This window comes from Pseudomonas sp. MDT1-17, assembly GCF_054898105.1.
On sequence record NZ_JBUBVM010000001.1, the window covers coordinates 1 to 16,053 of the forward strand.

Sequence of the window (16,053 nt, forward strand, 5' to 3'; positions counted from 1 at the left end):
TGGCCGCATCGGCCACGAACGAGCCTTTAACCGTCTGCGCAAGCCCATTCGCGGCTTTGGCCGTCAGGACCACCGGACCGGACGCGGTACTGGCAAATTTCACTTCCAACTGGCCATGTTCATCACTGGCACCGGACGCTGGGGTAAGACCTTCCACTTCTGTGAACGTCAAGGTCGCACCGGACAACAGGTTGCCGTGGCCATCCTCCAGGATCGCCAAGGCTTCATGCTGATCCTTGCCATCGGCAGTTTTATTACCCGTCGTCACCATCGTCAGGGAACGCAAGTGCGGCGTGGCCGCATCGGCCACGAACGAGCCTTCAACCGTCTGCGCAAGCCCATTCGCGGCTTTGGCCGTCAGGACCACCGGACCGGACGCGGTACTGGCAAATTTCACTTCCAACTGGCCATGTTCATCACTGGCACCGGACGCTGGGGTAAGACCTTCCACTTCTGTGAACGTCAAGGTCGCACCGGACAACAGGTTGCCGTGGCCATCCTCCAGGATCGCCAAGGCTTCATGCTGATCCTTGCCATCGGCAGTTTTATTACCCGTCGTCACCATCGTCAGGGAACGCAAGTGCGGCGTGGCCGCATCGGCCACGAACGAGCCTTTAACCGTCTGCGCAAGCCCATTCGCGGCTTTGGCCGTCAGGACCACCGGACCGGACGCGGTACTGGCAAATTTCACTTCCAACTGGCCATGTTCATCACTGGCACCGGACGCTGGGGTAAGACCTTCCACTTCTGTGAACGTCAAGGTCGCACCGGACAACAGGTTGCCGTGGCCATCCTCCAGGATCGCCAAGGCTTCATGCTGATCCTTGCCATCGGCAGTTTTATTACCCGTCGTCACCATCGTCAGGGAACGCAAGTGCGGCGTGGCCGCATCGGCCACGAACGAGCCTTTAACCGTCTGCGCAAGCCCATTCGCGGCTTTGGCCGTCAGGACCACCGGACCGGACGCGGTACTGGCAAATTTCACTTCCAACTGGCCATGTTCATCACTGGCACCGGACGCTGGGGTAAGACCTTCCACTTCTGTGAACGTCAAGGTCGCACCGGACAACAGGTTGCCGTGGCCATCCTCCAGGATCGCCAAGGCTTCATGCTGATCCTTGCCATCGGCGGTTTTATTACCCGTCGTCACCATCGTCAGGGAACGCAAGTGCGGCGTGGCCGCATCGGCCACGAACGAGCCTTTAACCGTCTGCGCAAGCCCATTCGCGGCTTTGGCCGTCAGGACCACCGGACCGGACGCGGTACTGGCAAATTTCACTTCCAACTGGCCATGTTCATCACTGGCACCGGACGCTGGGGTAAGACCTTCCACTTCTGTGAACGTCAAGGTCGCACCGGACAACAGGTTGCCGTGGCCATCCTCCAGGATCGCCAAGGCTTCATGCTGATCCTTGCCATCGGCAGTTTTATTACCCGTCGTCACCATCGTCAGGGAACGCAAGTGCGGCGTGGCCGCATCGGCCACGAACGAGCCTTCAACCGTCTGCGCAAGCCCATTCGCGGCTTTGGCCGTCAGGACCACCGGACCGGACGCGGTACTGGCAAATTTCACTTCCAACTGGCCATGTTCATCACTGGCACCGGACGCTGGGGTAAGACCTTCCACTTCTGTGAACGTCAAGGTCGCACCGGACAACAGGTTGCCGTGGCCATCCTCCAGGATCGCCAAGGCTTCATGCTGATCCTTGCCATCGGCAGTTTTATTACCCGTCGTCACCATCGTCAGGGAACGCAAGTGCGGCGTGGCCGCATCGGCCACGAACGAGCCTTTAACCGTCTGCGCAAGCCCATTCGCGGCTTTGGCCGTCAGGACCACCGGACCGGACGCGGTACTGGCAAATTTCACTTCCAACTGGCCATGTTCATCACTGGCACCGGACGCTGGGGTAAGACCTTCCACTTCTGTGAACGTCAAGGTCGCACCGGACAACAGGTTGCCGTGGCCATCCTCCAGGATCGCCAAGGCTTCATGCTGATCCTTGCCATCGGCGGTTTTATTACCCGTCGTCACCATCGTCAGGGAACGCAAGTGCGGCGTGGCCGCATCGGCCACGAACGAGCCTTTAACCGTCTGCGCAAGCCCATTCGCGGCTTTGGCCGTCAGGACCACCGGACCGGACGCGGTACTGGCAAATTTCACTTCCAACTGGCCATGTTCATCACTGGCACCGGACGCTGGGGTAAGACCTTCCACTTCTGTGAACGTCAAGGTCGCACCGGACAACAGGTTGCCGTGGCCATCCTCCAGGATCGCCAAGGCTTCATGCTGATCCTTGCCATCGGCAGTTTTATTACCCGTCGTCACCATCGTCAGGGAACGCAAGTGCGGCGTGGCCGCATCGGCCACGAACGAGCCTTCAACCGTCTGCGCAAGCCCATTCGCGGCTTTGGCCGTCAGGACCACCGGACCGGACGCGGTACTGGCAAATTTCACTTCCAACTGGCCATGTTCATCACTGGCACCGGACGCTGGGGTAAGACCTTCCACTTCTGTGAACGTCAAGGTCGCACCGGACAACAGGTTGCCGTGGCCATCCTCCAGGATCGCCAAGGCTTCATGCTGATCCTTGCCATCGGCAGTTTTATTACCCGTCGTCACCATCGTCAGGGAACGCAAGTGCGGCGTGGCCGCATCGGCCACGAACGAGCCTTTAACCGTCTGCGCAAGCCCATTCGCGGCTTTGGCCGTCAGGACCACCGGACCGGACGCGGTACTGGCAAATTTCACTTCCAACTGGCCATGTTCATCACTGGCACCGGACGCTGGGGTAAGACCTTCCACTTCTGTGAACGTCAAGGTCGCACCGGACAACAGGTTGCCGTGGCCATCCTCCAGGATCGCCAAGGCTTCATGCTGATCCTTGCCATCGGCGGTTTTATTACCCGTCGTCACCATCGTCAGGGAACGCAAGTGCGGCGTGGCCGCATCGGCCACGAACGAGCCTTTAACCGTCTGCGCAAGCCCATTCGCGGCTTTGGCCGTCAGGACCACCGGACCGGACGCGGTACTGGCAAATTTCACTTCCAACTGGCCATGTTCATCACTGGCACCGGACGCTGGGGTAAGACCTTCCACTTCTGTGAACGTCAAGGTCGCACCGGACAACAGGTTGCCGTGGCCATCCTCCAGGATCGCCAAGGCTTCATGCTGATCCTTGCCATCGGCAGTTTTATTACCCGTCGTCACCATCGTCAGGGAACGCAAGTGCGGCGTGGCCGCATCGGCCACGAACGAGCCTTCAACCGTCTGCGCAAGCCCATTCGCGGCTTTGGCCGTCAGGACCACCGGACCGGACGCGGTACTGGCAAATTTCACTTCCAACTGGCCATGTTCATCACTGGCACCGGACGCTGGGGTAAGACCTTCCACTTCTGTGAACGTCAAGGTCGCACCGGACAACAGGTTGCCGTGGCCATCCTCCAGGATCGCCAAGGCTTCATGCTGATCCTTGCCATCGGCGGTTTTATTACCCGTCGTCACCATCGTCAGGGAACGCAAGTGCGGCGTGGCCGCATCGGCCACGAACGAGCCTTTAACCGTCTGCGCAAGCCCATTCGCGGCTTTGGCCGTCAGGACCACCGGACCGGACGCGGTACTGGCAAATTTCACTTCCAACTGGCCATGTTCATCACTGGCACCGGACGCTGGGGTAAGACCTTCCACTTCTGTGAACGTCAAGGTCGCACCGGACAACAGGTTGCCGTGGCCATCCTCCAGGATCGCCAAGGCTTCATGCTGATCCTTGCCATCGGCGGTTTTATTACCCGTCGTCACCATCGTCAGGGAACGCAAGTGCGGCGTGGCCGCATCGGCCACGAACGAGCCTTTAACCGTCTGCGCAAGCCCATTCGCGGCTTTGGCCGTCAGGACCACCGGACCGGACGCGGTACTGGCAAATTTCACTTCCAACTGGCCATGTTCATCACTGGCACCGGACGCTGGGGTAAGACCTTCCACTTCTGTGAACGTCAAGGTCGCACCGGACAACAGGTTGCCGTGGCCATCCTCCAGGATCGCCAAGGCTTCATGCTGATCCTTGCCATCGGCAGTTTTATTACCCGTCGTCACCATCGTCAGGGAACGCAAGTGCGGCGTGGCCGCATCGGCCACGAACGAGCCTTTAACCGTCTGCGCAAGCCCATTCGCGGCTTTGGCCGTCAGGACCACCGGACCGGACGCGGTACTGGCAAATTTCACTTCCAACTGGCCATGTTCATCACTGGCACCGGACGCTGGGGTAAGACCTTCCACTTCTGTGAACGTCAAGGTCGCACCGGACAACAGGTTGCCGTGGCCATCCTCCAGGATCGCCAAGGCTTCATGCTGATCCTTGCCATCGGCGGTTTTATTACCCGTCGTCACCATCGTCAGGGAACGCAAGTGCGGCGTGGCCGCATCGGCCACGAACGAGCCTTTAACCGTCTGCGCAAGCCCATTCGCGGCTTTGGCCGTCAGGACCACCGGACCGGACGCGGTACTGGCAAATTTCACTTCCAACTGGCCATGTTCATCACTGGCACCGGACGCTGGGGTAAGACCTTCCACTTCTGTGAACGTCAAGGTCGCACCGGACAACAGGTTGCCGTGGCCATCCTCCAGGATCGCCAAGGCTTCATGCTGATCCTTGCCATCGGCAGTTTTATTACCCGTCGTCACCATCGTCAGGGAACGCAAGTGCGGCGTGGCCGCATCGGCCACGAACGAGCCTTCAACCGTCTGCGCAAGCCCATTCGCGGCTTTGGCCGTCAGGACCACCGGACCGGACGCGGTACTGGCAAATTTCACTTCCAACTGGCCATGTTCATCACTGGCACCGGACGCTGGGGTAAGACCTTCCACTTCTGTGAACGTCAAGGTCGCACCGGACAACAGGTTGCCGTGGCCATCCTCCAGGATCGCCAAGGCTTCATGCTGATCCTTGCCATCGGCGGTTTTATTACCCGTCGTCACCATCGTCAGGGAACGCAAGTGCGGCGTGGCCGCATCGGCCACGAACGAGCCTTTAACCGTCTGCGCAAGCCCATTCGCGGCTTTGGCCGTCAGGACCACCGGACCGGACGCGGTACTGGCAAATTTCACTTCCAACTGGCCATGTTCATCACTGGCACCGGACGCTGGGGTAAGACCTTCCACTTCTGTGAACGTCAAGGTCGCACCGGACAACAGGTTGCCGTGGCCATCCTCCAGGATCGCCAAGGCTTCATGCTGATCCTTGCCATCGGCAGTTTTATTACCCGTCGTCACCATCGTCAGGGAACGCAAGTGCGGCGTGGCCGCATCGGCCACGAACGAGCCTTCAACCGTCTGCGCAAGCCCATTCGCGGCTTTGGCCGTCAGGACCACCGGACCGGACGCGGTACTGGCAAATTTCACTTCCAACTGGCCATGTTCATCACTGGCACCGGACGCTGGGGTAAGACCTTCCACTTCTGTGAACGTCAAGGTCGCACCGGACAACAGGTTGCCGTGGCCATCCTCCAGGATCGCCAAGGCTTCATGCTGATCCTTGCCATCGGCGGTTTTATTACCCGTCGTCACCATCGTCAGGGAACGCAAGTGCGGCGTGGCCGCATCGGCCACGAACGAGCCTTTAACCGTCTGCGCAAGCCCATTCGCGGCTTTGGCCGTCAGGACCACCGGACCGGACGCGGTACTGGCAAATTTCACTTCCAACTGGCCATGTTCATCACTGGCACCGGACGCTGGGGTAAGACCTTCCACTTCTGTGAACGTCAAGGTCGCACCGGACAACAGGTTGCCGTGGCCATCCTCCAGGATCGCCAAGGCTTCATGCTGATCCTTGCCATCGGCGGTTTTATTACCCGTCGTCACCATCGTCAGGGAACGCAAGTGCGGCGTGGCCGCATCGGCCACGAACGAGCCTTCAACCGTCTGCGCAAGCCCATTCGCGGCTTTGGCCGTCAGGACCACCGGACCGGACGCGGTACTGGCAAATTTCACTTCCAACTGGCCATGTTCATCACTGGCACCGGACGCTGGGGTAAGACCTTCCACTTCTGTGAACGTCAAGGTCGCACCGGACAACAGGTTGCCGTGGCCATCCTCCAGGATCGCCAAGGCTTCATGCTGATCCTTGCCATCGGCGGTTTTATTACCCGTCGTCACCATCGTCAGGGAACGCAAGTGCGGCGTGGCCGCATCGGCCACGAACGAGCCTTTAACCGTCTGCGCAAGCCCATTCGCGGCTTTGGCCGTCAGGACCACCGGACCGGACGCGGTACTGGCAAATTTCACTTCCAACTGGCCATGTTCATCACTGGCACCGGACGCTGGGGTAAGACCTTCCACTTCTGTGAACGTCAAGGTCGCACCGGACAACAGGTTGCCGTGGCCATCCTCCAGGATCGCCAAGGCTTCATGCTGATCCTTGCCATCGGCGGTTTTATTACCCGTCGTCACCATCGTCAGGGAACGCAAGTGCGGCGTGGCCGCATCGGCCACGAACGAGCCTTTAACCGTCTGCGCAAGCCCATTCGCGGCTTTGGCCGTCAGGACCACCGGACCGGACGCGGTACTGGCAAATTTCACTTCCAACTGGCCATGTTCATCACTGGCACCGGACGCTGGGGTAAGACCTTCCACTTCTGTGAACGTCAAGGTCGCACCGGACAACAGGTTGCCGTGGCCATCCTCCAGGATCGCCAAGGCTTCATGCTGATCCTTGCCATCGGCGGTTTTATTACCCGTCGTCACCATCGTCAGGGAACGCAAGTGCGGCGTGGCCGCATCGGCCACGAACGAGCCTTCAACCGTCTGCGCAAGCCCATTCGCGGCTTTGGCCGTCAGGACCACCGGACCGGACGCGGTACTGGCAAATTTCACTTCCAACTGGCCATGTTCATCACTGGCACCGGACGCTGGGGTAAGACCTTCCACTTCTGTGAACGTCAAGGTCGCACCGGACAACAGGTTGCCGTGGCCATCCTCCAGGATCGCCAAGGCTTCATGCTGATCCTTGCCATCGGCAGTTTTATTACCCGTCGTCACCATCGTCAGGGAACGCAAGTACGGCGTGGCCGCATCGGCCACGAACGAGCCTTTAACCGTCTGCGCAAGCCCATTCGCGGCTTTGGCCGTCAGGACCACCGGACCGGACGCGGTACTGGCAAATTTCACTTCCAACTGGCCATGTTCATCACTGGCACCGGACGCTGGGGTAAGACCTTCCACTTCTGTGAACGTCAAGGTCGCACCGGACAACAGGTTGCCGTGGCCATCCTCCAGGATCGCCAAGGCTTCATGCTGATCCTTGCCATCGGCAGTTTTATTACCCGTCGTCACCATCGTCAGGGAACGCAAGTACGGCGTGGCCGCATCGGCCACGAACGAGCCTTTAACCGTCTGCGCAAGCCCATTCGCGGCTTTGGCCGTCAGGACCACCGGACCGGACGCGGTACTGGCAAATTTCACTTCCAACTGGCCATGTTCATCACTGGCACCGGACGCTGGGGTAAGACCTTCCACTTCTGTGAACGTCAAGGTCGCACCGGACAACAGGTTGCCGTGGCCATCCTCCAGGATCGCCAAGGCTTCATGCTGATCCTTGCCATCGGCGGTTTTATTACCCGTCGTCACCATCGTCAGGGAACGCAAGTGCGGCGTGGCCGCATCGGCCACGAACGAGCCTTTAACCGTCTGCGCAAGCCCATTCGCGGCTTTGGCCGTCAGGACCACCGGACCGGACGCGGTACTGGCAAATTTCACTTCCAACTGGCCATGTTCATCACTGGCACCGGACGCTGGGGTAAGACCTTCCACTTCTGTGAACGTCAAGGTCGCACCGGACAACAGGTTGCCGTGGCCATCCTCCAGGATCGCCAAGGCTTCATGCTGATCCTTGCCATCGGCAGTTTTATTACCCGTCGTCACCATCGTCAGGGAACGCAAGTACGGCGTGGCCGCATCGGCCACAAAGCTCAGTGTGACTGCCTGCGAACTGCTGCCCACTTTCGCTGTCAGTTTGACTTCGCCAGCCATTTTGCTGGTAAAGGTCACCAACGTCGTGCCGTCCGTACCGGTCTGCGCCGCATTCGCGCTCACCGAGTCGGCATGCTCAAACGTCAGCTGCGCACCGGACAGCAGGTTGCCCTGCTCATCCGTCACGGTTGCCGTCGCCGAGTGCACCGCCTGACCGTTGGCCGCAACATCGCCGCTCGCAGGGACTGGGGTTAACGAAACAATCCGCGCTGTGGCTTGGTCGGCCCGAAAGAGAACAAAAACTTTTTCACTGACAGTTTTCTCTTGGTTCAATTCACTGTCTATGCGTGCAGTAACCCATACTCTCCCGGCGTAATCGCTCCGGAGCGTAACGCGGAAGCGGCCCTGCTCATCAGTAATGAAACTGCGAAGAACCGTCGGCTTTTTCTCCGCCGACTCTTCAATTGTCGCGTCAAACCCTACCGTGACACCGCCCACCGGATTTTTGTTTTCGTCAATAAGCGTTCCGCTCAGAATCACTTCATCCTTGCCCGCCGTTGCTTCATCTTTATTGGACGAAAGGGTAAGTTTTGCCGACCCGACGTCCGGTATGAAATGAACATCAACAGCATGGGCTTGACTATTGGCTTCGCCCGTAACCGTCACCTTTCCAGCTACCTGGCTGGCAAAGCTCAAGTTCGCCACACCACCTGCATCGGTCACAGCAACCTGCGTATCCCGCGCCATAGAATTGGTTAATGTGAAGCTCACCTCGGTGTCAGCGACCGGATTACCCCTGTCATCCCAAACGTTCGCGCTCACCATGTTTAGCGTGCTGCCGTTAGCCGGCGAGCGATCGTTAACAACCGCCAACTCGATGGAGCCAATAACAAGCTGCCCTTCGATGACAGCTAAGTGGTAGCTGGTATCAGCGACTTCGATGTAGTTTTGCGGAATACCCTGATTTTCAGCGGCATACGCCGTGTCAATAAAGAAGCCAGCCATCACGCGCAAGGCGTCACCGGTGGTGGCCAGCATTTTTTCAACCACACCTCGGCTGCCGTCCAGGGAGGCCAGACGCGGCATAAAGAGCCGTGCAATGACAGTGACCTGTTGGCTCTCGGCACCAGGTGCTACGGTGATTACACCCGACTGGGGATCAATCGTCACCAGAGCGGTATTGTTTGCCAACTCGTAGCGCACGATTCCTGCTGTGGGAGTGCCCCGCAGCGTTGGCGAGGCTTGGGTCACTGGAGTGCCCGACGGCGAACTAGCTTGCACGACCACAGTTTGAGAGATGAACCCGAAATCCCGGTACTTGGCCTGCTCTTCGTAGTTCAACACCACATTGTAATTGCGGTCGACAAAATCCTGCTTGGCCAATACGAGCGGCCTCATGGCGGCGGATTGCTCGGAACGCGTTTGTTTCTTTAGATCGCGATCAAAGCTCCAGTTCAGGTTCATGCCGAAAGTGAACTGTCCGCCGCCCCCTTGGAGCCTTTGATGCTCAGAGGTAAAGCCCAACAGCGGCATCGGCTGCCATTTCAGCCCGACACCATGGCCCGCCGGATCTTTCTTCAACTTGCCCGCTCCAAAAGCGTCCACGCCTTGGCCCTTCCACTGAAAATACTGAGCGGTGGCAGACAATTGTGGCACGCCTGGAATCAGTGCTTCGGCACGCGCATCCCAGCCGGCCGCCGGCCGCTCAAACAGGTTCAAACGGTTAGGATCGGAATTCAACCTTTGCTGATCGGACTTTTTCCACGGACCGATGGGTGCATAGGCGTTGGTCGCCAGCCGCGCGGAGTTGCCCCACATCTCCAAACCCACGCCGGCGCGGGTATGGCTGCGCGTGAAATCATGATCAAAAAATGTGTTGCCGCCCAGCATCAGATCAGGATTGACCAACCGTCGATAGCCCACGCCGACGTTGGCTAAATTGCGATTGTCGAACGTACGAGTGCCCACCTGAGCAAACAGAATGCCCTTATCGCTCTGGGCAATGGGGTGCAGATAATCCACGCTCAGATCGACATCATTGGTGCGCGCATTCGCGCGCAGACCAATCTTGGCGCGCCCGTAAGGCGCCAAAGCTTCTTCAACAGAGGAAGACATCAGATTGGTGAGTGCGTTGGTGGCCGAGGTAGCGCCATGCTGAGCAAAAAAATTGCCCGCGCCTTGGCGACTGTTGCGCGCTTGGCGCTCATACGCATTGCCGGCATCAGAGGCCATCTTGGCCAAAAGCGTCTCAAAGTCCTGCTGGTTTTGGGGCGAGTCAATGCCCTGGACGGCTTTGGAGCCTTTTATGGCTTTTGATTGCTGCGCGACTGCCGGGATCAATAAAACTTCACCCGCCTGAAGCGTGCTAACGGTAGGCTCACCCAATACCATTGCGTTGAGCCGGCGCAGCTCTGGTTCAGATCGATTGACTTTGACCGCCAAAGAACCCAGCGTTTCACCAGCGGCGAGGGTGTGGGTGATATAGGCTGGGTATAAACGTGACTCCCCGGAGCTCTGGCGAGGCACCATTAGGGCTTGGCCGGTCCAACCCAATTGCATGGCCTGGTCATGCAAAGCCTGCAACGAGGGCTCGGGCACGGCGAATCGGGTAGCAATGCTATTTAGTGTTTCATGATCAGAAGGCACTACTAGGACATACTGCTGATCCAGGGAGACCATTTGACTTTTTTCACGCACTGCGTGCGCAGCACGCTCCGCGACAGGAGATGCGACCGCACTGGCAATACTAAAAAACTGGAGGGCTAAGCAAAGGAATGCCGTCTTGCGAAACGCGCCTGCTTTTTTATGGTGAGAAAAGCCTAAAATTGGACTGTGCATAACCATCGTACGTCAAAGTTGATGGCGCACTTTATAGCTGCAATCAGCATCTGAACGATCGCAAAAACGGTGAAAAGCCGTGATTCACCTGACTCTTTGGGGAGCAGCCGAAGCCGCACGCCCCTTACCGTAACCGGGCCACACAACGTAATCAGCACTCCCGTTCGCGCCTCGGAGGCTGACCCGAGGGGGACCAGAGTGCTCAAGCATTACGTCTCACCAAGGCACGACTCAAGGCGTACAAATCCAAGCGCCCCTCTTCAGTACTTGGCGCCACTATCCATTTGATCGTCGCATGCAGCTTTTTAACCGGCATCTGCAGCGGCCATAACCTGGCGGAGGCCCATCGCATGGCTTCAAATCCGTCGCCGGAAATTTTCGGTTTACTGGCCGGCCACGGACATCAGCGCGCTGAGTGGAACTCCAACGATGGAGGACTAGAGGGAATCAATGTCTCCGGGATCAACAGGAGTGATCGGCTTAATGACAAGCCTACTCTCACTCAGCATCCCGCCTAGTGCGACAGTCACGTGACCAACAATCGGCTGCCCTCATTTATGATGGCTATAAGCAACGCACCACGACCCACCGTCAAGTCACCATTGCTCTGGACGCCATTAACCGACCGAGACGTCCTGCGTCTGGGACGGGCTTATCTGAACAGCGGGACGTTGATCGATGGCGTAGTGGTAGCCAGTGAACGAGAGACGCCGCAAGGCGGCCCTCTTTCACCATTGCTGGCCAATGTATTGCTGGACGAGGTGGACAAGGAGTTGGAGCGACGAGGCCATTGCTTCGTCAGGTACGCGGACGATGCGAATGTCTACGTGCACAGTCACAAGGCCGATCAGCGAGTAATGGCAGTGCTCCGTCGCCTTTATGACCGACTTAGGCTGCAAGTGAACGAGAGCAAGAGCGCGATTGCCAGTGCGTTTGGCCGCAAGTTTCTGGGCTACGGATTTTGGCTGTCGGCTCTAGGCGAGGTCAAACGCTGGGTGGCAAGCAAAGCGCTGCAGACGCTCAATAGCCGCGTCCGACAGCTGACATCTCGTAATGGAGGCCGAAGCATGTCGCAAGTGGCGGAAGGTCTGAGACTGTACCTACTGGCTTGGAAAGCGTACTTCGGTTTATCGCAACCCCCTCGCCTCTGGCACCGGTTCGATGAATGGATACGTCGACGACTCAGGGCCATCCAGCTCAAACAATGGAAAACCGGAAGGAGAACGTACCGTGAACTGCGCAAACTTGGAGCAAACCCTGATTTGGCAGCGGCAATATCCGGTAACAGCCACAGGTTCTGGCACAACAGTGTCGGTCCAATCCATGGAGTGCTTACGGTGGCGTGGTTCGACCGACTGGGTCTACCTCGACTCTGCTGACCTCAACTTCTCGAACCGCCCGGCGCGGACCCGCATGCTGGGTGGTGTGGCAGGGGGCGCGGCCAGACGGCCGCCTCCTATGCCTATAATATCCATGCCGTCCTTTTATAGACTAGGATCGGGATTTGTGTAAATACCTCTGCTGCGATAGCCTCCGCCGGTCTAACTGCCCCTCAAGTAATCCACTTACGATCCGCGGTAAAGCTGATCGTCAACCAACGCGCCGCATCCGCCTTACCCAGTCCTGCGGATATCTCTTCACGCAGCCCATCGAGCGTTGCGACCTTATCCACCGGGTAATCCGCCGGCAATACCACATGAATCTCGATAAACCGCGCCCGCCCGTGCTTCTGCACGTAGGACACATAGTCATCGAAACCATGACGGGCCTGGGCCGCATCCATCACTTCGCGCACCTTGTCGTCCAACTGGTCCGGGGCGATCCCCAGCACATCGCTCAGGGCCGGGCGCAGGATCTTCAAGGCTGGCGCTAGAATGCTCAGGGCCAGCAGGATCAGAATCAATGGGTCGACATACGCCGCCCACTCGCCATAGCCACGAGACTTGAGCAGCAACGCGACTAGGAAGCTCACCAGCAAGCCCACGGAAAGCATTGCGTCCACCAGCCAACTGATGTTGTCGAACTGGATCAGCGACGATTGGAGCTTACGGTTGCGGTGGCGCACATAGAAGAAGTAGGCGAACTCGAGGACGGTAAACACCGCCGCGTAGATGATCACCAGTCCCAGCTCGATGTCGCGTCCACCATTGATAATGCCGAACACACCGTTGAGAAAGGCGTAAATGGCGATCAACAACAGGAAACTGCCCTCGATCAGCAACACCATGGGCTCTAGGTGCCAGTAGCCGAACTGGAACCGGTCGTTGCTTTTCTTGGCGATCAGCTTGGCCGTGATCAGCATCAGCACCTTGATAAAGGTCGCGATCAGCGAGAAAAAGCCATCGAATAAAATGGATTGGGAGCCTGACATCACACCCGTGACAATCCCGGCGATCGCCACGGCTAACATTAGGATAGTCGATTGTTTGAGCAGTGCCTGCTCAGCTCGGTTACTCATATCTCTTCCTGCCAAACCTATAAATTGCTGGTGCTGAGGGTTTTCAGGGTGGAATGAACCTTGTTGGGATGTAAGCCGGAACCCCAGAAATTTCCGTCACACCAATTCGAAACCCACTAGATTTGGTACTTGCAAATCATCCATTTGAGTAGGCGCGATTGCAATGCTCTCCACAACAGGTAGCTGAAGTTCCGATACCAGAATTTACCGTAGTATTCGACCCATCCTCGAATCACAGCATTGTACCTGCGAGAAAAATCACTCAAGTCATCAGTCGTGGATCGATGAATGCGCCAGTGTTTGATGGCGTTTACCATTTTGCGCATTGCCCTCATCGATGCTCCCGGCATGCACTTACGAAAGAGCTCACCCTTGGAGCTCCTAAGGAAGGTCTGAAGTACCCACTTCTTTTTAAGGTCCTCGCTACTTGAGGCTCAAAAAATCATAAGTCGGTCGAAAATCAGACTTTTCTTAGTTGTTCTTATGTGCACCTCGAACTTTCAGACACCCAACCTGCAGTAGTATTGGAAAAATCTCCGAATAAGCGCATCTCATTATTTGATTCTATGATTAGTAAAATCAGTAGGGACACATACGAGCAAAATTGCTCATGAAAATTTTAGCAACGACATCCCAATGACAATTAGCACGATTCCAAGACATGCTTTACGGCCTAGTTTCTGCTTGAATAAAAACCATCCTGCAACGCTCGTTAGTACGATACCTGTCCCGCCCCATAGTGCATAGGCAATAGACAGATCGATACCTTTCACGGCCTGGGCTAGTGCTGTGAACGAAGCCAAAATGCATATAATTCCGATAATACCTAGCCATCGGCGGCGCCACCCCTGTGATGCATTGACGAAAATGTTGGCGGCAACTTCCAATATAATGGCGACTGCCATGAAGAAATAGTGCACCCAATGAGCATTTTGCATATTTACTCCTTACCCGGCGGGCTATCAAAATTAACCAATATAACTCCTGCGATCAAAACAATCATGCCTAATACTTTGACGGCACCGAGGCTTTCTTCGAAATAGAGGTAACCGATGAATGTAATAGCCACTAACCCCAAGGTTTCCCAAGTGGCATAAGCCACCGCCATGGATAGATGTTTCATGGCCATGGCGAGAAATGCGAATGACATTCCGATCATGAAGTACATCAACAAAAAACCACCCCAATGGTCTTCCTGCGACACTAGCTTCATCGTGGCAACGCCCACAATTTCCGAAACTACGGCGGCTAGAAGGAATAGCCAGGGCGCCAGATTGACGCGTACCATATGATTTCTCCTCTTGATTAATGCTACGCCGCGGTAGAGGCAGCGCTCGATTCGTAGCAGTATAACAACCAGGTGGTCATCAACGCCCCGATAAACAGAAGCGTAGTGACGACAGCCATAACTATTCGGTAGGAATGATCAAAGAATCGGGTTGTCCCCTCGAACAACTAAGTTTCCTACCGATATCTATCATTCCGCCGAGTGGCGCGACGTCGAACCTGCGCCATCGCACTTGTAGTGAATTAGCTATTTACAATGCGTATCATGTAAGCCACCTCGAATACTTAAAAGCGGCTTCAGCCCTTGTCCAACTCGGCCTGATGACCACGAGATACAAACCAAGGCTACCTGCTTATCGACGTAATTTTTTTCTATTACTGCGCCGCGATCGACTTGGCCGGGTTGCCCCACCCGTCAACTCATCTTGCACCTGGGGGACCACTGAAGATCCCATGCACCAGACGTAAAGGTGGTTCATTGGCAGATTTGTTGACCTGATGAATAGTGTCGAAAATGAACGGATCGACCGAGTCCAGCGTGCGCCGCAGGAGTTTGATGGCCTGCTTCAGTTCAACCCGCTCCCTGTCGTCAAGCGGGTACGGCACGCCATGCTGCAGGATGGCCATGACCTGATTGCGAAAATCGTTGAGTGCCCTGGCAGCCATCAGGACATCCGCCACTGCTAACTCTGCTTTTGTATGCATGATGACCTCGTTAGTGGGTATGAAAGGCGTGGCCGCCTGGATGCAGGATGCAGCTCAGAGCAAGCCTTGATGACAGCCATGAAGCGTTTGACGATACGACGGCTTCTTCGAAAACACGCTCTGATACAGCGCCCCTGAAAAAATCGTTTTCAACTTTGGTTTGCAAGCAGGCTCTTAGGGAGAACTATAGCGAAAAGAAATTCGCAGTTTCGGCCCGACCTGCCAAATTCACCCCTTTTCATGCAGAGCAAATTTATGAATTAAAATCTTAGCCTAAGCACACATTAAAAATGTCTGCTGACACTCTCCTGCGCTTTCAGGAGGCGCCGGAAATTGAGGATCGTGGTTTCATCGGGAGTCTGATCCAGATGCAGCCCCGAGAACTGGCGCAGGATCGGGGTTAGTAAAGTGCTTCTTCCATCGCCGGATCGCTGTAGCCGAACCAGTTCTGCATCAAATGAACGCACAACATGGCCATCAACGGATACGCCGGACGGCCCCCTTCGCCCTTTGGATAATGCGGCTCGATCAAAGTAACCAAGCCCTTCCAGGGCACGACCTGATCCATCTCGATCAGGAAGCGCTCGCGGCGGGTCTGCTTACGCTTTCCGGCATACTCGGCATCGGCGAAGGACATCTGTTTCATCGGGGCTCAACCGTTCTGTTCATGTGAGGTGCATATTTCACCAAATCTGGAAGTCTTTTTCAGAGTTTCCCTAGCCCGGTTGTTCATACCCTCTCCACGCGAGCTAACTATGCACCCGTTGAACGAGCCCCATGAAAGACAGGACACCGTTTCCCCCTT

General features: G+C 56.7%; 6 protein-coding genes and 2 pseudogenes. 1 reads left to right on the plus strand and 7 read right to left on the minus strand.

The genetic code is table 11. The features are described from left to right. Positions 1 to 10,519, minus strand: a 10,519-nt coding sequence (locus ACYZTX_RS00005; protein ID WP_462032447.1) for an Ig-like domain-containing protein, incomplete at its 3' end; no start/stop codon positions are given. Positions 10,520 to 11,421: 902 nt separating this feature from the next. Between ACYZTX_RS00005 and ACYZTX_RS00010 the strand changes: the two are divergent. Further along, positions 11,422 to 12,177, plus strand: a pseudogene (locus tag ACYZTX_RS00010) (reverse transcriptase domain-containing protein); the annotation flags it as partial. A gap of 173 nt (positions 12,178 to 12,350) precedes the next feature. Here ACYZTX_RS00010 and ACYZTX_RS00015 read toward each other — a convergent pair. The 6 genes and pseudogenes from ACYZTX_RS00015 to ACYZTX_RS00040 all read right to left on the minus strand — a co-directional run. Then, positions 12,351 to 13,256: a cation diffusion facilitator family transporter gene (locus ACYZTX_RS00015; protein ID WP_462032448.1), complete on the minus strand. Its 906-nt coding sequence runs from the start codon at positions 13,254 to 13,256 to the stop codon at positions 12,351 to 12,353. A 116-nt stretch (positions 13,257 to 13,372) separates the two neighbouring features. Continuing rightward, positions 13,373 to 13,606: a group II intron maturase-specific domain-containing protein gene (locus tag ACYZTX_RS00020; protein WP_462032449.1), complete on the minus strand. Its 234-nt coding sequence runs from the start codon at positions 13,604 to 13,606 to the stop codon at positions 13,373 to 13,375. 258 nt (positions 13,607 to 13,864) lie between these two features. Beyond that, positions 13,865 to 14,194 carry a multidrug/spermidine efflux SMR transporter subunit MdtI gene (gene mdtI, locus ACYZTX_RS00025; RefSeq protein ID WP_462032450.1) on the minus strand — a complete coding sequence of 110 codons (330 nt, stop codon included), beginning with the start codon at positions 14,192 to 14,194 and terminating at the stop codon, positions 13,865 to 13,867. 2 nt (positions 14,195 to 14,196) lie between these two features. Next, positions 14,197 to 14,544 carry a DMT family transporter gene (locus ACYZTX_RS00030; RefSeq protein ID WP_462032451.1) on the minus strand — a complete coding sequence of 116 codons (348 nt, stop codon included), beginning with the start codon at positions 14,542 to 14,544 and terminating at the stop codon, positions 14,197 to 14,199. 419 nt (positions 14,545 to 14,963) lie between these two features. Next, positions 14,964 to 15,248: a hypothetical protein gene (locus ACYZTX_RS00035; protein ID WP_462032452.1), complete on the minus strand. Its 285-nt coding sequence runs from the start codon at positions 15,246 to 15,248 to the stop codon at positions 14,964 to 14,966. 305 nt (positions 15,249 to 15,553) lie between these two features. Next, positions 15,554 to 15,894, minus strand: a pseudogene (locus ACYZTX_RS00040) (transposase); the annotation flags it as partial. Positions 15,895 to 16,053 lie beyond the last annotated feature (159 nt).